13 protein-coding genes are annotated in these 22,211 nt (G+C 42.0%); 9 read left to right on the top strand and 4 right to left on the bottom strand.

All coding sequences use genetic code 11. The annotated features are described in order from the left end of the window. Nucleotides 1-32: 32 nt before the first annotated feature. Nucleotides 33-638, bottom strand: coding sequence for a 50S ribosomal protein L25/general stress protein Ctc (locus CDG76_RS12810; protein ID WP_094349368.1), 606 nt, complete (start codon nucleotides 636-638; stop codon nucleotides 33-35). Between the two features lie 91 nt (nucleotides 639-729). Beyond that, nucleotides 730-2,073 carry an adenylosuccinate synthase gene (locus CDG76_RS12815; protein WP_094349369.1) on the bottom strand — a complete coding sequence of 448 codons (1,344 nt, stop codon included), beginning with the start codon at nucleotides 2,071-2,073 and terminating at the stop codon, nucleotides 730-732. A 489-nt stretch (nucleotides 2,074-2,562) separates the two neighbouring features. Between CDG76_RS12815 and CDG76_RS12820 the strand changes: the two genes are divergently transcribed. Both CDG76_RS12820 and CDG76_RS12825 read left to right on the top strand, forming a co-directional pair. Further along, nucleotides 2,563-4,764 (top strand): PAS domain S-box protein, encoded by a 2,202-nt coding sequence (locus CDG76_RS12820; protein ID WP_223265225.1) that lies wholly within the window; start codon nucleotides 2,563-2,565, stop codon nucleotides 4,762-4,764. A gap of 60 nt (nucleotides 4,765-4,824) precedes the next feature. Continuing rightward, the gene (locus CDG76_RS12825; RefSeq protein WP_094349371.1) at nucleotides 4,825-5,667 is read left to right on the top strand and encodes a DUF928 domain-containing protein; all 843 of its coding nucleotides are present in this window, start codon (nucleotides 4,825-4,827) and stop codon (nucleotides 5,665-5,667) included. Between the two features lie 212 nt (nucleotides 5,668-5,879). Here CDG76_RS12825 and CDG76_RS12830 read toward each other — a convergent pair whose 3' ends face one another. Then, on the bottom strand, nucleotides 5,880-8,504 hold the full coding sequence (locus CDG76_RS12830) for a CHAT domain-containing protein (protein ID WP_094349372.1): 2,625 nt from the start codon (nucleotides 8,502-8,504) through the stop codon (nucleotides 5,880-5,882). Then, nucleotides 8,470-12,426 carry a two-partner secretion domain-containing protein gene (locus CDG76_RS12835; RefSeq protein WP_094349373.1) on the bottom strand — a complete coding sequence of 1,319 codons (3,957 nt, stop codon included), beginning with the start codon at nucleotides 12,424-12,426 and terminating at the stop codon, nucleotides 8,470-8,472. Before CDG76_RS12835 ends, CDG76_RS12830 begins: the two co-directional genes overlap by 35 nt. A gap of 727 nt (nucleotides 12,427-13,153) precedes the next feature. Between CDG76_RS12835 and CDG76_RS12840 the strand changes: the two genes are divergently transcribed. The 7 genes from CDG76_RS12840 (at nucleotide 13,154) to CDG76_RS12870 (ending at nucleotide 22,196) form a co-directional block, all read left to right on the top strand. After that, nucleotides 13,154-13,513 (top strand): hypothetical protein, encoded by a 360-nt coding sequence (locus CDG76_RS12840; RefSeq protein ID WP_094349374.1) that lies wholly within the window; start codon nucleotides 13,154-13,156, stop codon nucleotides 13,511-13,513. A gap of 340 nt (nucleotides 13,514-13,853) precedes the next feature. Then, on the top strand, nucleotides 13,854-14,225 hold the full coding sequence (locus CDG76_RS12845; protein ID WP_143854080.1) for a hypothetical protein: 372 nt from the start codon (nucleotides 13,854-13,856) through the stop codon (nucleotides 14,223-14,225). 283 nt (nucleotides 14,226-14,508) lie between these two features. After that, nucleotides 14,509-16,707: a peptidase domain-containing ABC transporter gene (locus CDG76_RS12850; RefSeq protein ID WP_094349376.1), complete on the top strand. Its 2,199-nt coding sequence runs from the start codon at nucleotides 14,509-14,511 to the stop codon at nucleotides 16,705-16,707. A gap of 38 nt (nucleotides 16,708-16,745) precedes the next feature. Next, on the top strand, nucleotides 16,746-18,248 hold the full coding sequence (locus CDG76_RS12855) for an HlyD family efflux transporter periplasmic adaptor subunit (RefSeq protein ID WP_094349377.1): 1,503 nt from the start codon (nucleotides 16,746-16,748) through the stop codon (nucleotides 18,246-18,248). 73 nt (nucleotides 18,249-18,321) lie between these two features. Then, a complete protein-coding gene (locus CDG76_RS12860; RefSeq protein ID WP_094349378.1) occupies nucleotides 18,322-19,950 on the top strand; it encodes a sulfatase family protein in 1,629 nt (542 codons plus the stop codon). Nucleotides 19,951-20,224: 274 nt separating this feature from the next. Next, on the top strand, nucleotides 20,225-20,779 hold the full coding sequence (locus tag CDG76_RS12865; RefSeq protein ID WP_094349379.1) for a mannan-binding lectin: 555 nt from the start codon (nucleotides 20,225-20,227) through the stop codon (nucleotides 20,777-20,779). 82 nt (nucleotides 20,780-20,861) lie between these two features. Then, the gene (locus CDG76_RS12870; RefSeq protein ID WP_094347135.1) at nucleotides 20,862-22,196 is read left to right on the top strand and encodes an IS701 family transposase; all 1,335 of its coding nucleotides are present in this window, start codon (nucleotides 20,862-20,864) and stop codon (nucleotides 22,194-22,196) included. The last annotated feature ends 15 nt before the right edge of the window (nucleotides 22,197-22,211 follow it).

Consider the following 22,211-nt stretch of genomic DNA (forward strand, 5'->3'; position numbering starts at 1 on the left):
GTCATCAAAAATTATTACACAGTTTACCTAGCTTAAGAAACTGCCTCAGTTTCAGTTTCTGTCCCAGCATCTTCAGCGCTAATTTGTGGTGGCAAAACGCTGACAACAAGTCGCTCTGATTCAGCTAGAGGTGTAACACCTTCAGGAAAGGGTATATCACTAATACTCAAGCTGTCTCCAATTTGCAGGTTAGAGACATCGATTTCGATTACATCTGGGATGTTTTCTGGCGCACAACTAACTTGCAATTCAGTAATTACGGTGTCTAACACGCCACCCTCTTGTTTAACACCAACAGCAGTTCCCACAAAACGCAGACGTACTTCTACAGTGGTGTCACCGTGGCCAGCAACCGCGAAAAAGCTGAGGTGGTAAGGCGTACCTTTGGCTGGATGGATCTGAAGTTCCCGCAGCAGGGTTTTGCCACGCCAAGGTGCATCAGCAACATTCAACTCAATCAAGGTGTTATTAACGGAAGCTCTTTTGAGCAAACGCTCAACAGTTTTGGCCTCAATGGTCAAAGAAATGGATTCTGTACCCTTATGACCATACAAATTGGCAGGTATCAATCCAGCACGGCGCAAAGCTCTTGGCTTGCTGCCTTCTGGACGTTTTTGAGATTCGACTGTAATAGCCATAGAAGTTGTCCTTTGTCAGTTGTCAGTTTTCCTTTGTCCTTTGTCATTAGTCATTTGCTAATGACCAATGACAAATGACAAATGACTAAATTTACGCACTAAGTAGGGTAGCAGGTGTACCGTCGGGGTGCAATAAAGCGCGTTTGGGCCCGTGGATGGGGTCTTCTACGATTATGGTTTGATCGCGGCTGGCTCCTAATGAGACGATCGCGATCGGGACTTCCATCAATTCGGCTAAGAATTTGAGATAATCCAATGCTGCTTGTGGCAAGTCTTCTAGGGTGCGGCAGTGAGTTGTTGACACTTTCCACCCTGGTAAGGTTTTGTAGATGGGGCGACATCTAGCAAATTGACGAGAACTGGTGGGAAAGTGTTCGCTGCGTTGGCCATCTATGTCATAAGCGACACAAACTTGGATTGACTCTAATTCATCGAGAACATCCAGTTTGGTGAGCGCCATACAATCCATGCCGTTAATCCGCACGGCATAGCGACCAATGACAGCATCAAACCAGCCACAGCGCCGTTTGCGTCCGGTGGTTGTGCCAAATTCGGCACCGCGATCGCACAGCAATTCTCCTAACTCACCATCCAATTCAGTGGGAAATGGCCCCTCTCCGACACGGGTTGTATAGGCTTTTGACACCCCAATTACCCGGTCAATCATTGTCGGCCCTACCCCTGCACCAACGCAAGCCCCACCCGCCACCGGGTTAGAGGAGGTGACATAAGGATAAGTTCCATGATCTAAGTCTAGGAGCGTACCTTGTGCGCCTTCAAACAAAATATTGCGCCGTCGCTGAATTGCATCGTATATTTTTAACGATGTATCAATAACGTAAGGCCGCAAGCGTTCTGCATAACCCAAATACTGTTCAATCACCTCTTGTGCATCTAGAGGCGGCAAGTTGTAAAGCTTTTCTAAAATGACATTTTTATAATTAATCGTCCACTCCAGCTGCTCGCGTAGCGCATCAGGGTTCATCAAGTCTAAAACCCGAATGCCTGTACGTTCAGATTTGTCAGCATAAGTCGGCCCAATGCCCCGACCTGTTGTGCCGATCTTATAGCTTCCCCGTCGTTCTTCAGATGCCTGGTCAATCAATCGATGATAAGGCATCGTTACGTGGGCTGTCTCAGATATCAGCAGGTGGTCAGTGGAAATATTTAACTCTTTTAGTTGGTCGAGTTCTGCGATCAAAATCTGTGGATCGATGACTGTTCCACAGCCGATAATGCAATCGGTATTTGGATACAAAATCCCAGAGGGTATCAAGTGCAGTTTAAAGGTCTGACCTTTAACTACAATCGTGTGTCCAGCATTGACACCCCCTTGGTAACGCACCACAACATCTGCGGAACGGCTGAGTAAGTCAGTTATTTTACCTTTTCCTTCATCGCCCCATTGGGCACCTATGACAATGACGTTAGCCAAGAGCTTATATTAAGAAGTAAAGTTTCCACAAACTATTATTATTAACATATTGTTTGGGTCGTGTCAATATAATTGTAGTAAGAGCGTACAGACGTGCGCCTCAACAGCAAATTCCATTGTGGATCTATGATGTCACCCTGTTATGACAGCGATTACCATCAACTTTAATAACGTTATCAAACTTACTAGTGACCAATTTTACCAACTAGTGTGGGGTTAATTAAAATTCTAAATCAGAGATGTTGCATTGCAACGTCTCTGCAAATATTATGGATAGGCAAATTACCCGATCCGAACTGTATTAGCGACACTACAGCTCAAAATGAATTTATATTAAAATTTAGCGGATTTCTTTGTGAGTATCATGTATAAATCATCATCCTTAAAAATCCAGATATTTACAACTATAACAGATTGTATTTTGCTACCCGTGTTCTCAAAATCCTTAAAATATTCTCAGTATTTGTTTTTAATCTTTAATCTTAACTGATGGAGCGCATCTGCGGCAGAAGGGGCGATCGCATGAGCAAAAAATGGTATCGAGTCCAAAAGCTGAAAGCAATATTCGTCCTAGCATTGGCAGTTGTATTTACTAATGCTGTAGTTTCGTATAGCAACACTGTGAAGCTGATTCACAACCAGCAATGGCTAACATACTCCTATAAAGTTATTACCCAAATTGAAAGTATCCAATCTACACTCAAAGATACTGAAACTGCACAACGTAGTTATTTAATTACAGCAGATGCAGATGATTTCCAAACTTATCTTGCAGCTGATCAACAAATAAATAGCAATATTCAGATTCTCAAGAATTTAACTGTTAATAACCGTCAAAAGCAGCAGTGGATTGCTTTACTAGAGCCGAAAATTACCAACAGACTCAATATTTTAGAACAAGAAATTTACCTCAGAAGAAACCAGGGATTAGAAGCAGTTAGGCAGCAAATCTTATCTGATAATGACAAACAAATTGGCCAAGAAATTCAACAACTGATTAATGACTCTTTGAAAGCGGAGAAAAATTTATTACAGCAGGAAATGCAGCAGTCACAAGCGAATTCCCAAAAGGCGATAGTGACATTTTTTATCGCTGCGATTGTGGATTTGGTGCTGGTGGCGTTGCTGTATGATTTGTTGTGGCGTTATATCAGGCAACTTCAGCAGACGGAACTGGCCCTACGCCAAAGCGAAAATCGTTTACGCGCCATGATAGATGCAGAACCAGAATGCATCCAGTTAATTGCCAGAGATGGCACCCTTTTAGAAATTAATGCAGAAGGGCTGGCAATGATGGAAGTGGAAAGTGCTGATATCTTAATTGGTAAACCAGTTGATGCTGTAGTTGCGCCAGAGTATAAAGCAGCCTTTGCCGACTTGCATGAAAATGTTTGCCAAGGTAACAAGGGGACTTTGGAGTTTGAAATCGTGGGATTTAAAGGCACTCGCCGCTACATAGAAACTCATGCCGTACCACTACGTAACGAATCTGATGGCACGTTTATCCATTTGGCAGTGACGCGAGATATAACCCAGCAAAAACAGGCAGAACAGAAAATTCGCGAACAAGCGGCGCTGTTGGATGTATCAACTGATGCAATTATGGTGCGAAATATCCACCACCAAATCTTATTTTGGAATAAAGGTGCTGAACGTCTATACGGCTGGAAGGCTGAGGAAGTTGTAGGGAAGAATGTTTTACAATTTTTATATAAAGAAATTTCACCACAGCTAAAAGATGCTTACTTGAGGGTGATGAATACGGGTGAGTGGCGGGGTGAGTTGCATCAACTGACAAGGGAAGGCAAAGTAATTATTGTTGAAAGTCGGTGGACATCGATTCGAGATGAGAATGGACAACCCAAATCTATTTTGAGTGTGAACACTGAGATTACGCAACAGAAACAACTAGAAGCTCAACTTCTGCGCTCGCAACGTTTGGAGAGTATTGGCACTCTAGCTGGCGGTATCGCTCACGACCTCAACAACATACTATCGCCAATTTTAATGTCAGTTCAACTGTTGCAGAAGAAATTGCCCGATCCGCAGAGTCAGCAAATACTGCAAACTTTAGAAAATAATGTCAAACGCGGCGCTAATTTGCTTAAACAAGTGTTATCTTTTGCACGGGGTATTGAAGATAAACGGACAATTGTGGAAATTCAGCCTTTGATGGCGGAGATTGAGCAAATTATCGCTCAAACATTCCCTAAATCCATTATTTGCCAGATAGATATCCCTAAAAATCTCTGGTACGCTCGTGGAGACATAACTCAACTACATCAGGTATTGATAAACTTGGTAATCAACGCCCGCGATGCTATGCCCAATGGCGGTATTCTTAGGATTGCGGCGGAAAATCTGGTGATTGGCGAACATTCTGCCCAGATAAATATTGATGCGAAAGTTGGTTCTTATATTGCGATCGTGGTGACGGATACTGGTATGGGGATGTCGTCAGAAGTCCAGCAACGGATTTTTGAACCATTTTTCACTACCAAAGAGGTAGGCAAAGGTACAGGTTTAGGACTTTCTACGGCGTTGGGTATTATTAAGAATCACGGTGGTTTTGTAAATGTTTACAGTCAAGTAGGCAGAGGTACTCAATTTACAGTGTACTTGCCTACCTCAACATTTAGAGACACACATTCGTTGTCTCAACAATTGGAATCAGTTATAAAAGATAGCTAAATATACCTACAACCTTTATGATGACGATAGCAACAAGCAAAAATCGTACCTGTTAAGTCAATGAAATGGATCTTAACAACTGCTCTGATTTTGAGCAGCACTACCCAATATTCAGCACAAGTAATAGATCAAACTAAACAACCAGTTACTAATAAACAGCCTGCACAACCAGTTAAAACACCTGCTTCACCTCAACAATCTATTTCTCGACCAGTTTTTATTTTACCAAAAGCACCTGCTTCATTAAGTCCTGTATCTGGGCGTAGAGCAGGAATGGGTAGTCGAGATAATTGCCCTGCGGTTTCAACCCCGCTCACTGCTCTAGTACCATTTCAAGAGGGACAAAAGGTTGCTGGACAGGCAAATAAATCAATTATCGGGGTTGTAGAGGGACTAACCACTTCTGAACGTCCGACGTTTTGGTTTTACATCCCCTACACTAAGGATTTGTCTAACTCAAGTGCTGAATTTAGCTTACAGGATAGCGCCGAAAATGATATTTATAGAAATGCGATCGCCCTACCTTCAGAGCCAAGTATCATTGGTATTTCTCTCCCTAGTACTGCTTCCTTAAAAGTAGATAAGACATATCGCTGGTATTTAAAAGTGCGTTGTAGCCAAGAGACAGCAAGCATTCCTGTATATGTAGAAGGGGACATTAAAAGAATCAATTTAGATTCTCGTGTTATCCAACAAATAGAAGCGGCAAATAAGCCTCGACAAAAAATTATAATCTATGCTGAAAAAGGGATTTGGTTTGACGCTTTAAATCTGCTAGCAGAAATACGCATTTCTAATTATAAAGATGCATCTGTTGAAGAAGATTGGCAAAGCTTACTACAATCAATCAATTTGGATAATATTGCTACGATGCCTCTAATAAAATTACCAACCCGCGAATAATTTCATATCCAGTAAAGTATCTATAAGCGAATGGCACTAAGAAAAGCCCAAAACCTTGTTTAGCCTCGTTCCCAGCCTCCAGGCTGGGAATGTATTCCGAGAGGTTCTGCCTCTTGTCAAGCTATGGAGGCGGAGCCTCCCAGAATGAGTTCCCAGCCTGGATAAGGGCTGTATCTTAACTTGGTGCCATTCGTATCTATAAGCCTAGATTTTTACAACCAATTACCAACTAGAACGTAGGGTGCCCAGTACATCGGACGGTTATATTCAGGAGCTTCAAGTAATTTTAATTGAGCAAAGCGTAAAGCTTCTGCCGTAGTTTTACCAGTCACTAACTGGCGGTAAAATTCCTCAATAAATAAAGCTGTAGAGTTATCTCCAATTTGCCATAGGGAGGCTAAAGTACTCCGCGCACCAGCACGCAGGGCAACTCCTGCTAATCCTAATGCAGCTCGGTTATCTCCGGCTGCTGTTTCGCAAGCACTCAAAACAAGTAATTCAACTGCTTCTGTTCGTTTTTGCTCTCTACTTTTGAGCAAACTATCTAATTCACTCACATTGATACGTCCATCGGCTGCTAGGATAAAAGTGTCTTTTGCTTTAGAGCTAAATTGCCCATGAGTTGCCAAGTGAACAACTCTAAAAGCTTGAGCGTTGATGGTTTTTCCTAAAGTCGTACTGGTAAAATTTTTATCCAATAATGTAGTTGTCGATACGCCTGATTCCTGAATTAATTTCAGTTCAACCTTAACGTTGGGAAGTGGTGCAAAATTTTCATTTTTGGGTGGTTGTGATAATCCTCCAAGCAAGGCATTTAATTTTTTGTTTGCTAAAGGTTTGGGAGTAAATAGTTGCAGTCCGGGGCTAATAGCTATAGAGTATTTTTGGACTAAATACTCTTTGCCATCATACAATGCAGACATCGGTATATTTCGCAGCAACCCATCTGGAATAAAGACTAGAGTATTAACTTTACCATTTTTGAGGTCTGTTTCAACTGGTTTAATTAACCAGTTATAAAGCTGTTGAGAAACTGCTTGAAATTGCAGATTAGCATCAGGTTCGACTATTGTCTCTCGGATTTTTGTAATAACTTGCTCTACTTGCTGACGTTTGACTTTAGAAGTTTTATGGATCAATGTTTCATTGGGAAGTTTGATAATAATTTCTAAATAATTATCTAGAATAATTGGGTAGAAAATAGCAGTATTCGGGTTGTCGCGGTCTACTACTTTGTCCAACACTACAAATTGGTTACTCAAGCAAGCTTCTCGGAAAAAATTGTCGAGTTCTGCAACTTGCAAGGCTTCCATTCGTTGACGTGCTTTATCTAAATCTGGTTTTCCTTGTCCTTTCTCTTGTAAAATCAACTCTACAGACTGCCGATAAAGAGGTTCTATGCGATCGCGAAAATTGAACTGCACCTCTCGATTAACCGCAACTAAATCGCTGCGAAGAGACTGAAGAGTTGTTACAGCAGCATCATAAGCAGATATGGCGGCTTCGATATTTCCCTGTGCTTTGAGTAAGCGTCCTAACTGCCACTCAAGGCGATAAGCTATATCAGAGGCATCAATTTTTTGAGCCAGAAATAACCCTTGCTGCGTCAAATCTTGTGCTTCTTGCAATTGTTGCTTCTGCTCGTAAACTTCTCCCAAGCTGCCCAGTGCATAGGATTCGGCACGTTCATCGCCGATGATTTTGGCTTGTTGAATGCTAGTTGCCAGAATCTCTGCAATATCTTTTTTGTTACCAATTGTGGCCAAAGTCTGAGCAAAATTGATCCGTGCATAAATACCGGCTTGATTGGTAGGCAGATTCGGGATTTGAGATTGGATTGTGGGTATTAGTGACTTTGCTTCGGTGATGCGTTCGTTTTCGACAAGCAAACTCAGCTGATTAATCAGGGCTTGAACTTTGGCCAGAGGGTTGGGTGCTATTTTGGCAGCATTTTCATAATGAGCGATCGCATCTTTTATATTACCTAACGACCTAGCAGTATTACCGAGGCTAAATTCTGTCAAACTAATTTCTAGAGGCAGTTGCAGACGTTGAGCGATTTCTAAGCTTTGTTGTAAGTTTTTCTGGGATAACTCAAGTTCGCCTAATTGTTGTAAGACATTGCCAAGCGATCGCAAAGCTGTTACTTTTACAGGTGAGTCAGGTTGGGAAATTAATTGTTGGGATACTTCATTCAATATATCTAAGCTACGGCGGTAAAAACCAGCAACTCGTAGAGCTTGTGCTTGGTTAACACGGCTGCGCGTTACTCCAGCAGTATCATCTAATTTCTTCCAGATTTCCTCTGCTTCTTGTGATGTTTTCACAGATGCATCAGTTTGTCCCTGTGCTAGTTGCAATTCGCCTTGAATATTTAGAGTTGGTGCAAGAATTTCTAACAATTCAGATTTTGGATTGTTGACATTTAACTTTTGATTTATCTCATCCCAGCCAAGTAAATTTAAGCTATTGTCAATAGTTGCATAAGCTTCTTTCCACGAGCCGAGTTGTTGGTATACAAGACAAAGGTTTGTCAGCGCTGCGGCTTGTGCAAGGTTATTGCTTTCTCGTTGATAGGTACGGACAGCTTCTTGTAAAATAATTACGGCTTCACTAAAGCGCCCAGTCTGATAAAGTGCTTCTCCTTGCTCAAGAAGTTGCTGTGGTGTTGTGGCTGGGGGTTTATTGGTTTGGATGTGAAACCCGTTTGGTGAATTTGTCTGGATTTGTTTAGCAAATGTACTAGGGATAATAGTCAGGAAAACAGCAAGGGTAAATAGGACTACGGGAGTTATCGCAAATCTAACTACTCGCTTTGGCAGCTGAAGTTTTGCCATATTTCACACCTCCCTGAGAGACAGGACAGGAAGCAGGTGTTTGCCAAGGGCTGTGGGGGTTGAGTTGAGGAACTTGTGCTACTAGTTTTATATTTCCCTTGCGATCGATTACCCAGCCAGAAGCTTCCACAATTGGAATTGTAGCAGCAATGGGAGTAGTTGAAACTGCTGTTGGTTCTGGTACAGGCGTTGTGTTTGCCAAGTTTTCTGATTTTGGTCTTAATTTTACCCACGCAGACACAGTACTTGAATCTTGTAATGGTTCAGTGGGACTCATGGGTAGTCCGCCGCGTCCTGTTGCCACAAAAGTATTCTGAAATTGCCGAGTTCCAGGAGTGCAGGCGGTGGAAATTTGTTGGGAGACATCAACTAGATTAACAGGGAGTTCGACTAAGCCGCTACTGGGGTCGATATCAGGTGTAGTGATTTCTATATTGCCATTTATTCCCAATTCAGAACTTGCAGTGATTTCACTTTGCGGGGTTTGTTGTTCTTGGCGCCGTATGCCAAGGACGTTTAGCGCTTTAATGTTGATATTACCCCCTCGACCCTCAAAGGCATTGGCTGTGATGTCGCTGTTTTCTCTGGGCACAGCGACTAGGAAACCATTAGGGGCGTTGATAGTGATGTTACCACCATCGCCACCAGCATTTGCAGTGCCGGCAGTAGTGGAGATTTGACTACTATTGCCACGGCGCAGCAGCAGTAATTTCCCCACATTCAGTGTAATATTGCCACCATTACCTGCTGATGCAGATTCAGCCGTAATTCTTCCTTGGTTGTCCAAATGGATAAAGCCTGCTGTGGCTTCAATGTTGCCTGCATTTGCTAACCCAGTACTATTAACAATTAGACCACTGGCAGCGCCTTCTTTGATGTCGTTAGCAACAAGTTGATTGTTGTTGGGAAATTTAGCAATGCGATCGCTATAATTTATATCTGTTCCAGAGATCGTCAACCGATCTGTGGCATTGACAAAGATATTGCCTGCTTCTCCCTTACCAGATGTTGTGGACACCAATTGTCCACCATTGATTGCTTCAAAAGTTTTAGTGGCATTCACCGTGATACTGCCACCTTGTCCATCCCCTTTGGTGCGGGCGCTTAAAGCCGCTCCATCTGCAATTCGGAATGTCTGAGTATCAATAATAATGTCGCCTGCTTTGCCAGCTGTGTTGGTACTAGTAAGTAACCCACTGGGTAAGCCACTGGTGGGAACGCTGCCTGAGATATCAACAACGTCAGCATTAACCTCAATATTTCCAGCGTTTCCCTGTCCTTGAGTGCTGGCTTTAATTATACCGCTGTTTCTTAGCACTAAAGAACCTGCTTTGATTATAAGGGTTCCACCTGAACCTATGCCCTCTGGTTGCACACCTAAAGTAATTCGGGCTAATTCCCCTTTTTTATTGTAAGTCTCGTCTGTAGTAAATAAGATGGTACCTTTGATATCTAAATTGATATTTCCCCCATTTCCTCGTGCGGTTGGTTCTACATCTGCATTGATTGCCGCATTATTCTTTATGGAGAGATGTTCAGCTTGAATGTAAATGTTACCACCTTTACCTACAGATCCATTTCCCGCAACGCTACTTAATCCAGTGAAGTATTGATCTACGTCCCGATCCTCCAAGGAAACTGTATTGCGGGCAATTATGTTAATACTACCTGCATCTCCTGTTCCATTTGTACTGGAAGTCAGTAGACTGTTTCCTTGGATAGAAAGCGATCCAGTGGTAATGTTGATGTCACCACCCTTACCTATGGCTGTATTTCCTACGTCATTCACAACAAAAGCTTCATTCTTCAAGGAAACTGTATTGCGGGCAATAATGTTAATACTACCTGCATCTCCTTTTCCATTTGTACTGGAAGTCAGCCGACTGTTTCCTTGGATAGAAAGCGATCCAGTGGTAATGTTGATGTCACCACCCTTACCTATGGCTGTGCTTCCTACGTTACTCATAATCGAAGCTGTATTCTTCAAGGAAACTGTATCGCTGGCAGTAATATTGACTGTACCCCCATTCCCTTGTCCAAAGGTGCTGGTTGATAGTCTAGCATCAGTTAAGAAGAGTGAGTCAGCAGTGAGATTAATGTCTCCGCTATTGCCAGTACCCCTAACTTCTGAGTTCATACTGCCCGTGGTAATGTTGCCATTAGTAGTGAATGCGATCGCGCCTCCATTTCCCCTACTGCCAGAATTGGTAGAGTAAGACTCAGATACTAAATCACGGGTATGGATTGTACCATTGGTTGTTTTAAGGCTAATTTTCCCTCCATTTCCCGCACTACCAGAAGAATTGGAACGGGAACCAGAAAAAAAATTCCTAGTGATAATGTCATTGGCAGCCAAGAGGGCGATCTCACCTCCATTTCTTGTACTGCCAGATTCAGAGTATGAGTAGGAGAATAAACCAGCAGTGGTAATGCTGCCATTAGTAGCTTCAAGGCTGATGTTGCCTCCATTCGCCGTATTGCCAGAATCAGAACGCGAGTAAGAGAACAATATATTAGTATTAATGTTGCCGTTGGTAGCTTTTAAGCTAATGTCACCTGCATTATTCGCGCCATTAAGTGTAACCAAGTTTTGTCCATTGGTTTTTATTGCCTCAGCACTGTTAATTGCGATCGCGCCCCCATTAGTTGTAATTTCTTTAGTACTCACATCCCCGGATGCTGTCGTTAAGCTAACTAACCCACCAGCCCCATTAAATGGCTGTAAGCGCACATTTCCATCTATCGTGATTCCCTCTGGCAAAGTTCCACTACTAAACGCAGGTACTAAACCAGAATTGATAGCCCCATAAGCTAGAGTATTCTGCCCAGAACGCATAATTAACGCTGTACTCTTACTTAAAGTTGCAGTATCTTGTCCAACAGGTAAGATACTAGTATCCGGTCTAGTAATATCTATATCACCCTGAAAGCGAATATTACCCTTGCTTTCAACTAACAACGATGCCCCTGTATAGTTAGCTGCAACATCCACGTCGCCATTGCTACTAATAATCGGGTCATAAAGGCTCACAAAGTTTGCCAGTCCCCCCGATACACTCTTGAGCGAAAAATTCCCACCACTGGCAAAACGAGCATCACCAGAAATAATTCCATCACTGATTAAGCTGAAATCGCCTCCACTTACAAATGATGTCCGCGTTGGATGATTAAGGGCTAAAATATCAATTCCTTGATTTCCCCCAATTGTGAGATTACCACCTGCTTGAGCTAAAAACGGAGTCTTCACACTATCTCGCACTTTCACAGTATCTTGTGCTTGCAGTGTTAAATTTCTGCCTGCTTTTAGCTGTCCCTGCAAATCAAGTTTGTCAGCTACTAATGTTAAGTCTTGCAGAGGTGCTAAATTTCCGGTGTTGGTAACAGTCGCCCCTGACTGACTTGCTCCGTATTGCAATCCAGGTGTAATATTTACCGCCAGTAACGGCGGTGCTTGGGGATTAGTAGCACTGAAAGTACTGCCATTAGTAAACTTGAAACTGCTTGCTGTAGTTGCGGAAAATGAGCCACCAATATCTAATCGGGCATTTTGTCCAAAAATAATCCCATTAGGATTGAGCAGGAATAAGTTTGCTTTACCGTTAGCACGAATTAAGCCATCTATATTAGAAATTGACTTACCTGTTACTCGTGTCAGGATGTTCTGAATATCCAGTGAATTATTGAACAAAGTAGTACTGCCATTGAGAACAGAGAACTCCCCAAAGCTGTGGAACAGATTACCCCCTCTTATGGTTCCACCCTCAATAATCCTGGTATTGCCCTCTAATTTCACACTGGAATTATTTGGCAGAGTGCCGTCTGGGGTGATTTGGGCAACTGAGATATTTGCATATAAGGTAACTGCACTGACAATGGCAACTCCTAGACCTTGTAACCAGTTTGGCGCAGTTTTAAAAGACATTGCACTTTCCTATAGAAAAGGGAATTTAGGTTGGAAGCCTCAATCTTGAGTAGAAAGTTTTAGGACTTGCTCTTTCAAGGTAGGTAAAAAGTTTAATCAAGAAATTACTTTTTAAGTTCTTTACTCTGTGTTTTCTGTATCTATAGTGGTTAAATAAATTACTTATAAACCACAGGGGCACAGAAAGCGCTAAAGAAAAACAAGATATTTAACGAGTCACTTTGAAAGGGCTAGTCTGTAAGTGTCAGGACAATGAATTTGTACACAACACAGGATATTAGCAAATTGACACTGCTGAATCAAGTGAATAAACCAGAGCAGGGGTTTGAGCGTTTGATAATTGAGGCGATTTTTTCATCAATATCCTTATGCAACAAGGGTTTTACAAATTACGTGCGTTTGCCCTGGTGAATACAATTCTGTCACTGCTACCAATTAAAAATCAGAAGGCAAAGCTAAAAAACTTCTGATTCCCAACAGTGAATAAAATTCTGTCACTGCTACCAATTAAGAATCAGAAGGCAAAGCTAAAAAACTTCTGATTCCCAGCAGTGAATAAAATTCTGTCACTGCTACCAATTAAGAATCAGAAGGCAAAGCTAAAAAACTTCTGATTCCCAACAGTGAATAAAATCCTGTCACTGCTACCAATTAAGAATCAGAAGGTAAAGCCAAACTAGCGATTGCCTTCAGTTCAAGCTCAAATTTGAAATTTCGGAGAGAAACAATGTCTAACATCAACAACTACGGAGTAGATATGAATAACAAGCAAATCAAAAACCTCTACAGCATCGAAGCTGTACAAGACCTTTCCCATGAAGCCGCTGCCACTATTAGTGGTGGTGCCTTAGACCTTTCCGACAAGAGGGGTGGTGAAGGAAGGCGGGTAAATAATATCGCAAACACACAACGCAGTTTAGGCGGCTTTAACAATAAAGCATCTTGGTACGAGGTGACGGGTAATAGAGATTGGCTTGTCTACACTGGTGAGAATTTCACAGGTACTTTCAAACGTCTGAAAGCAGGTACAAAAGGTAACTTCACCGGTTCTTTTAACAACAACATCGCATCTGTCAAACCTGGATAATCAGCTCTGGTCTATTTCATACCGTGTACTCCAATCCTTCAAAACCTAAAAGAGAAAAAAATGCTCTCACATAGGCTTTTAGCTGAGTAACATTCTTCTCTTCCAGTTCGTAGGAGCGAGGTCGTTTTCGCTCCTACTTTTTCATTCATATCAAAATAGCCCAAATAAACGTAAACGGTGTTAACAGTTATCAGTTATCAGTTATCAGAAGGCAAAGCTAAAAAACTTCTGATTCCCAACAGTGAATAAACTTATCTTACTGCTACCAATTAAGAATCAGAAGGAAGAAAACAAGCTTACCTTCAGTTCAAATCCCAGCCTAAAACTCAGGGGAAAAACAATGTCTAATATCAATAAGCACGGAGTAAATATGAACAACAAGCAAATCAAAGACCTCTACAGCATTGATGTGCAAGACCTTTCCCATGAAGCCGCTGCCACTATTAGTGGTGGTGCCTTAGACTTTTCCGACAAGAAGGATGGTAAAGGAGCGCGGCTAAATAATCTTAGAGGCAGTTTTAGGAGTTTAGGCAGCAGATTTAACAATAGAGCATCTTGGTACGAGGTGACGGGTAAAACAGATTGGATTGTCTACACTGGTGTGAATTTCACAGGTAGAATAAGGCGTCTGAAAGCAGGTACAAAAGGTAACTTAACTGATCCTTTTGACAACAACATCGCGTCTGCCATGCCCGTGCCTAATCCTACTTAACAACGACATCGCGTCTGTCAAACCTGCATAATTAACTCTGGTCTATTTCATACCGTGTACTCGAATCCTTCAAAACCTAAAAGAGAAAAGAATGCTCTCACATAAGCTTTTAGCTGAGTAACATTCTTCTCTTCCAGTTCGTAGGGGCGAGGTCGTTTTCGCTCCTACTTTTTCATTCATATCAAAATAACATAAATAAACGTAAACGGTGTTAACAGTTATCAGGTAGGAAACGGACTCGTCCACCCCTTGTTAACTGCGGCTGGTACTGATTTTTTAAACAATGAAATACTACAGTATATTGCAACACAGTGAAGAAGATTGTGGTGCAGCAAGCCTAGCCACGATCGCCAAATACTACGGACGCACCTTTGCCCTCAATCGCGTGCGAGAAGCAGTGGGCACGGGAACGCGAGGAACTACACTATTAGGTTTAAAGCGGGGAGCAGAAACCCTCGGATTCCATGCCCGTCAAGTTCAAGCTACCCCAGAACTGCTTGAGAAATTAAATGAAGTACCCTTACCAGCGATCATTCACTGGAAAGGTTATCACTGGGTAGTATTATACGGGAAAAAGGGGAAAAAATATGTTATCTCTGACCCTGGCGTTGGTATCTTGTACCTCACCTCCAAGGAGTTAATCGCGGGTTGGAGTGATGGCGTGATGCTGCTGCTGATGCCAGACGATAGCCGCTTCTATGAGCAAGGGGAAGATAAAATTGGCGGTTTTGGGCGCTTTATTGCCCGCGTTATGCCCTATCGCAATCTTTTGGTTCAGGCGATCGCTATCAACTTCGCGATCGGGCTGTTGTCCCTGGCTTCTCCTTTAATGATGCAACTCCTCACTGATGATGTGCTAGTGCGGGGAGATACCCAACTGCTAACAACGGTGGCAATTGGCGTCATTGCCATGAGCCTAATTCAAAGTGCCATTGGTTTGGTACAATCTCACCTGATTGGTCATTTTGGTCAACGGTTGCAATACGGGCTAATTCTAGAATACGGCCGAAAACTGTTGCGCTTACCCCTATCATATTTTGAAGCACGTCGCAGTGGGGAAGTCGTTAGCCGGATTGCTGATGTTCATACCATCAATAATCTAGTTTCCCAAATTGTCCTTGGTTTACCCAGTCAATTTTTTGTGGCTCTGGTTTCCTTGGGTTTCATGCTCTTCTATAGTTGGCAACTGACTCTAGCTTCCCTCGCCGCCTTTGCGATCGTCACTTTTGTCAACCTGCTTTTTCTTCCCGCCTTGCGCCAGAAAACCCGCAGCCTCATCGTTAAAGGTACAGAAAATCAAGGCTTTTTAGTCGAAACCTTTCGCGGTGTTCAAGTCCTCAAAACCACCCAAGCTACAGAGCAAGCTTGGCAAGAATATCAGACAAATTTTGGTCGCCTTGCTAACTTAGACTGGACTACGATGAAGTTGGAGCTTTACAGCGGCACAGTCACTAGTATTCTTTCTAAATTGACGAGTATTAGCATACTCTGGTTAGGTTCTAGCTTGGTGATTAATCAGACATTATCCATCGGTCAACTGCTGGCGTACAGCGGTATGAGTGGTAGCTTTCTTGGCTTTTTAGAGTCAGCAGTCGGGCTAATTGATGAATTTATCACTGCTCAAATTGTCGTTCAACGCTTGACAGAAGTGATAGATTCTACCCCAGAAGATGAAAATGACTTTAAAAAACCTTGGGCAGAAATTCCTGGCAATGCAGATATTACTTGTTCTCAAGTTAACTTTCACCATGCTGGTAGAACTGACCTGTTAGAAAAGTTTTCTTTAACTATTCCTGGTGGTAAAGTAATAGCCTTAATCGGTCAATCTGGCTGTGGCAAAAGTTCCCTTGGCAAATTAATTACTGGTTTATATCAAGTCAAATCTGGTAACATTCGTTATGGCATATACAACCAGCAAGATTTATCTTTAGAATGTTTGCGGCAGCAAGTCGTATTAGTTCCCCAAGAGCCTCATTTTTGGAGTCGTTCGATTGTGGAAAATTTTCACTTCAGTTATCCCAACATTAGTTTTGAGGAGATAGTTCTTGCTTGTCAAATTGCTGGTGCAGATGAATTTATTAGCAAATTACCCGATAAATATCAAACTGTTTTAGGCGAATTTGGTGCAAATATTTCTGGTGGACAGAGGCAGAGATTAGCTATAGCTAGAGCAATTATGACTGACCCACCTGTATTAATTCTAGATGAATCTACAGGCGCTCTTGACCCAGTAAGTGAAACCCAAGTTTTGGATAGATTACTTGCTCACCGTCAAGGCAAAACTACAATTATGATTAGCCACCGTCCTCAAGTTATCAAACGGGCTGATTGGATTGTATTGCTTGAAGATGGGCGCTTAAAAATTCAAGGAACTCCAGAAGAATTACGTCATATCCCTGGAGAGCATTTAAGCTTTCTTGATGAAATTTATTCTTCTAATAATGGTAATGGATTAAAATCTTCTTTACTTTTTCGGAATTAGTTAATGTTTATTAGACATTTTAGAGATATTGATAACTTATGATTAGTAAGTCTCAAACAAATTTTTTACCCTTAGTTCAAGACAACGAGTTTCTCCCACCAATTAGTCGTTGGACTACATTTGGCGGACTATTTATCGTGTTTGCCTTGGCGTTAGCTGTTCCTGTGGCTGCGGTTGCTAAATATAAAGTTACGGTCATTGGGCAAGCGGCTGTCCGTCCTGCGGGTGAATTGCCAATTGTACAGGCGGCGACAGAAGGACAGGTAATGCAGATTTACGTCAAAGAAAATCAAACGCTGCAAAAAGGAGATAAAATTGCCACTATTGATGATTCTCGACTGCAAACCAAAAAAAACCAGCTGCAAACCAATATTCAACAAGCTAGGTTACAACTAATTCAAACCGTTCCGCAAATAAATGCAATCGATAGTCAAATTCGAGCCGAAAGCGATCGCACTAATCGGACTATCGCCTCTGCTAAAGCGGAATTGCAGGGACGCGATCGCGATCATCAAGACAAAAAAATTATCAGTATCACTGAACTTCAAGAAGCATCAGCCAATGTCAAAATGGCTCAAGAAGAATTATATGCAGGGCAAGCACAGTTACAATCAGCATTAGCTAATCTCCACGCAACTGAGGCGGCTTTAGGAGGAGCGACATCAAAGCAGAACCGATATGAAAGTGCCGCTAAACAAGGGGCATTATCTCGCGATCAACTAGAAGAAGTACAGCTGGCTGTGAAACAGCAGGAACAAGCTGTACAGGCGCAAAAAGCCACTTATAAAGCCCAAGAAAAAACAAATGAACGGCTAAAACAAGCTGTTTTAGGAGCTATTGCTAAACGCGATCGCGCTCAAGCAGTTCTCAACCCAAGCAATGCAGAGGTAGCAATGGCGACTGAACGTATTGCTCAAGAAAAAGCCTCTGGGGAAGTGAATAAAGCATCCTTAGAAAGAGAACTTCAAGTACTTCTCAAACAGAAAATTGAAACGGAAAAACAATTAGAGCGCGATACTAGCGAATTCAAGCAAGCTGAAATTGACCTAAAGCAAACTACTATTACCGCTACAGCAGACGGGATTATTTCCAAGCTAAATTTGAGAAACCCCGGTCAAACTCTCCGGGCTGGGGAGGAAGTTGTCCAAATTGTTCCTAGTCATGCACCTTTAGTTATCAAAGCAGCTGTCGGTTCTGAGGAAAAAGGTAAGATAAAAGTCGGTCAAAAGGTGCAAATGCGAGTTAGTGCTTGTCCTTATCCTGATTACGGTACTCTCAATGGCGTTGTCAAAGCGATTTCCCCGGATGCTGTTAGGTCGCAAAAAAACGATGCTGATGCTGATACGAACTCTATCCCAAAAGCAACTGCTGTAGGTGCTTTTTACGAAGTCACAATTGAACCAGAGAAACTTGCTTTAGGTCGCAGTACAAAGAAATGTCAAATTCAATTGGGTATGGATGGCAGAGTTGATATTATTACCCGCGAAGAAACTGTACTGCAATTTCTGCTCCGCAAAGCAAGATTAATCACCGATTTGTGACCATGCCCCGAAGGGGAGAGATGCCCAAAGCCAAAAAATGAAACTATGACATTGTAAATCAAGAGGTCATTTGATGAAAACATTCAATTTGAGAACAAAGTTCTTTGCTTTAATAATGATCGGTGTTTTGGTAGTCAATGTACTCTTATTAGCACCACAAAAAGCTTTCACCGAGACAAGTAAACCCAATATCATTTTCGTCCTAGTGGATGACATGGACGCTGACACAATTAACAGAAATCCAAAGAAGTATGCACCAAATATTAAGTCGCTTTTGCTCGACCAGGGCGTAACTTTTCCTAACTTTTTTGTCAACGTGTCTCTATGCTGCCCATCGCGCACGAATATTTTGCGCGGTCAATATGCCCACAATACAGGGGTCTTGACCAATTCATCACCTGATGGAGGTTTCCAGAAAGCTTATAGCCAGGGCTTAGAAAAACAGACCATCGCCACCTCGTTACAGGCAAATGGTTATCAGACAGCGTTGATTGGCAAATACCTCAACGGCTACCCCGATACAGCCCCTAATGATACCTACATCCCGCCTGGTTGGACAGAGTGGTATAGCCCGATGGAAAAAGGCAAGAACAGAAACGACCAAAAGAAATATGGCAATCCTTACGATCAGAAAAACTATACACTGAACAAGAATGGCAAGCTGGTCAAGTACGGTAACAAGCCGGAAGACTACGGTACAGATGTTTATAGGGACTTTGCCATTAATTTCATCCAACGTTCTGCCAAAGACGGCAAACCATTTTTCGTTTATCTGGCTCCTTTTAACATTCACGGACCATATACGCCAGCACCACGCCATGAGAAACTCTTCCCAGATGTTAAAGCGCCCCGCCCAGACAATTTTAACGAAGCTGATGTTAGTACTAAGCCTCAATTTATGAAAGAGTTGCATCAACTCAATCAAAAAGAAATTGACGATGTTGATGAAAATTATCGAAAGCGCTTGCGATCGCTACAGTCGGTTGACGAGGCAATTGACAAGTTGGTTGATACGCTCAAGGCGAATGGGCAACTTGACAATACTTACATCATTTTCACCTCCGATAACGGTTACAAACAGGGTATTCACCGGGCAAGTACAGGCAAAGAAAGTGCCTACGAGGAAGATATTCGCTTGAATCTGGTAGTGCGTGGACCGGGAATTCCAGCTGGCAAGGAACTGCAAGAGCAAGTGGGTAATATCGACTTTTTCCCAACCTTTACTGATATGGCTGGAGTTAAACCACCCGCTTTTGTTGACGGACGCTCGTTCTTACCCTTGTTAAAGGGTACGACGCCAAATCTCCCTAAGTGGCGCTCTGCATTTTTGATAGAACACAAACAAAATCATAAGCGACGTGCTGCACTTGAGAATCAAACAAAGCTTCTTCAGGATCAGTCAGAGCTTGAGGATCAGTTAGAGCTTGAGGATCTGTCAGAGCTTCAATCGCTCAAAAAAGGAGGCCAGGTACCGAAGATCCCTACTTACCAAGCGATCCGGACACAAGATTATACCTATGTCGAGTATAAAACTGGAGCGAAGGAACTGTACAACATCAAAAAAGACCCATATCAGTTGAACAACCTGGCTTCTACAGCCGATCCAACTCTACTCAAACAGCTTGCTAACCGATTGAGTAAACTGCGTACTTGTCAAGCCGATTCCTGTCGGGCAATTGAGGAGGAGCCGTTCACTTCCTAAGAAGGTTCTACCAGAATACTATTGTCCAGATAAAGTTTTGCTTATAGGACTTACGCAACTGGCACATTTTTTCTCAACTGGCACATCAGCAGCTTTTTTGTTTGATGGTTATCTAATAAGCCATACAAGTTCAAATCCATGTTTTTGCCTATGTGACACTTGCGTAAGTCTTGGCTTATTGAGATTCGTTTTGCAGTTTGCGTTGGTATGCGATCGCTAATTTAATTATCTCTCCAAATCTACTGTCAAATCAAGTTAACGAAGGGAAACTTAGATGTTAAATTTTCTAAAAGTTCTAAAAGGGGTTGTAAGTTACTTTTCGTCAAAAGTCCAAACTTCTAAAAAATTTAGGAAGAGACTCCTACTGCCTTTTTCTTCACTTATTGTTTGCTATCTTGTTCTTGTCGGGGTTTCTGGCAAAACCTTTGCGATCGATTTTCCGGCAGGCCCAATTTCCAATAACAATAAAGCAAAAGAGGAATGTCCCAAAGTTTGTAGGAATCATCATTACCACTGGCATGGTCAGTGGAAGACAACAGTCCCTGGTCGAGAGTCAGTTTGTGGATGTGGTTGGGCTTTAGACAAGAAGGGGGCAAAATTTAATCCTCTTAACAAGGCAGAACAGAGTAAATTTGACAAATTTCAGAATGCAATTGCGAACAAGGGGCTATCCGCGAAAGACGCAGCGGATGAAATCGGGGATTCAAATTACAAGAAACTGCAAGGAAATCAATATCAAATTCGCTTAAGTAAAAATAACCGGGTTACATTTTTGGTCGAAGACGATACGCATACAGTTAAACTCAAAATAGTCGGCGGTCATACATAGTTGTAGTGACCTGCAATAACGCTCTTCCATCACTCTTATGAGAGAATAATAGGGTAAAGTGTCGTAAACTCTTTGCTAGACTATGTTTGGGAGAAGAGAGCCTGCTGAAACGATAAAATTTGTGGATGATTACTGTGAATGGTATAGAAAGCTGTTTCCAGAAGTCAGAAGTTTTGAAGCGTTTAAATATCTTCATCTGGGAATGATTTCAGAGGTTAAACGCAAAACCTTACCAGAAATAGCACGGGTAGTAGGATTAAGTAACGAGCAAGGGTTATTACATTTCCTAACAGAATCCCCTTGGGAAATAGAGAAATTAAGAGAAGCTAGATTAAAGCTAATTCTGAAAGTATTAGCTGGACGAGAAATAACACTGATTATTGATGAGACAGGAGATAGAAAGAAAGGTAATACCACAGATTATGTGAAAAGACAGTATATAGGTAATTTAGGTAAAATCGAAAATGGAATAGTTGCAGTTACAGCCTATGGATTATTAGAGGGCATGACATTCCCTCTGATATTTGAAGTCTATAAACCAAAGCAAAGGTTATTAGAATCAGATGTCTATCACACCAAACCAGAAATTGCGGCTTTTATGATTAGAAAGCTCCGAGAAATGGGGTTTAAATTTAAACTGGTACTAGCAGATAGCTTATATGGTGAAAGCGAAAGTAACTTTATTGGTGTATTGTGCCAATTAGAACTAAACTTCGTAGTGGCGATCCGGAGTAATCATGGAGTATGGCTGCCACAGGGTCAGAAAGTTAGATATAACCGTTGGCGACCCTATAACCGTATATTCTCAGATGGTCAGCAAGAACAAAGGTATATTCGAGAGATAGTATTTGGCAAGCGCCGTGCCGTTCAATATTGGCAAGTTACCACAGACCCAGAAACTTTACCGCCAAATTCGACTTGGTTTATCATGACTCTTGTTCCTGGTATTAAGTATAAAGAAGTAGGGAATTTATATGGTTTAAGAAACTGGGTTGAATATGGGCTTAAACAAAGTAAAAATGAATTAGGTTGGGCTGATTTTAGAGTAACTGACTACTCACAAATACAGAAATGGTGGGAAATCATCATGAGTGCTTATCTTCTGGTAAGTCTTCACTCTCAAGTTTTGAACAATCAACCCCAACTTGCGGGAAACAAACTCACAGATCCAGTTGTGGCAAAGTTCAGGGAACATGATTGGTGGGACAAGGGTTCGGGTTGGAAGAATTTACTCAACAATTTACGCTTAGTAATTCAACCTTTGATATCCTTTAATCTACTAAAACCCTGGCTCAGGGTCTTTCCAGTTTCGCATTTATCAATTGGGTTTCTCACACTAATTGCATTGATGAATCGAATGCAAGGCGCTATTCCAGACAACTTATATTCTGAGGATTTCTTATTTTCCTCTGGTTAGAGTGATGGAAGAGCG

The sequence above is a fragment of the Nostoc sp. 'Peltigera membranacea cyanobiont' 210A genome (assembly GCF_002246015.1).
Lineage (GTDB): Bacteria > Cyanobacteriota > Cyanobacteriia > Cyanobacteriales > Nostocaceae > Nostoc.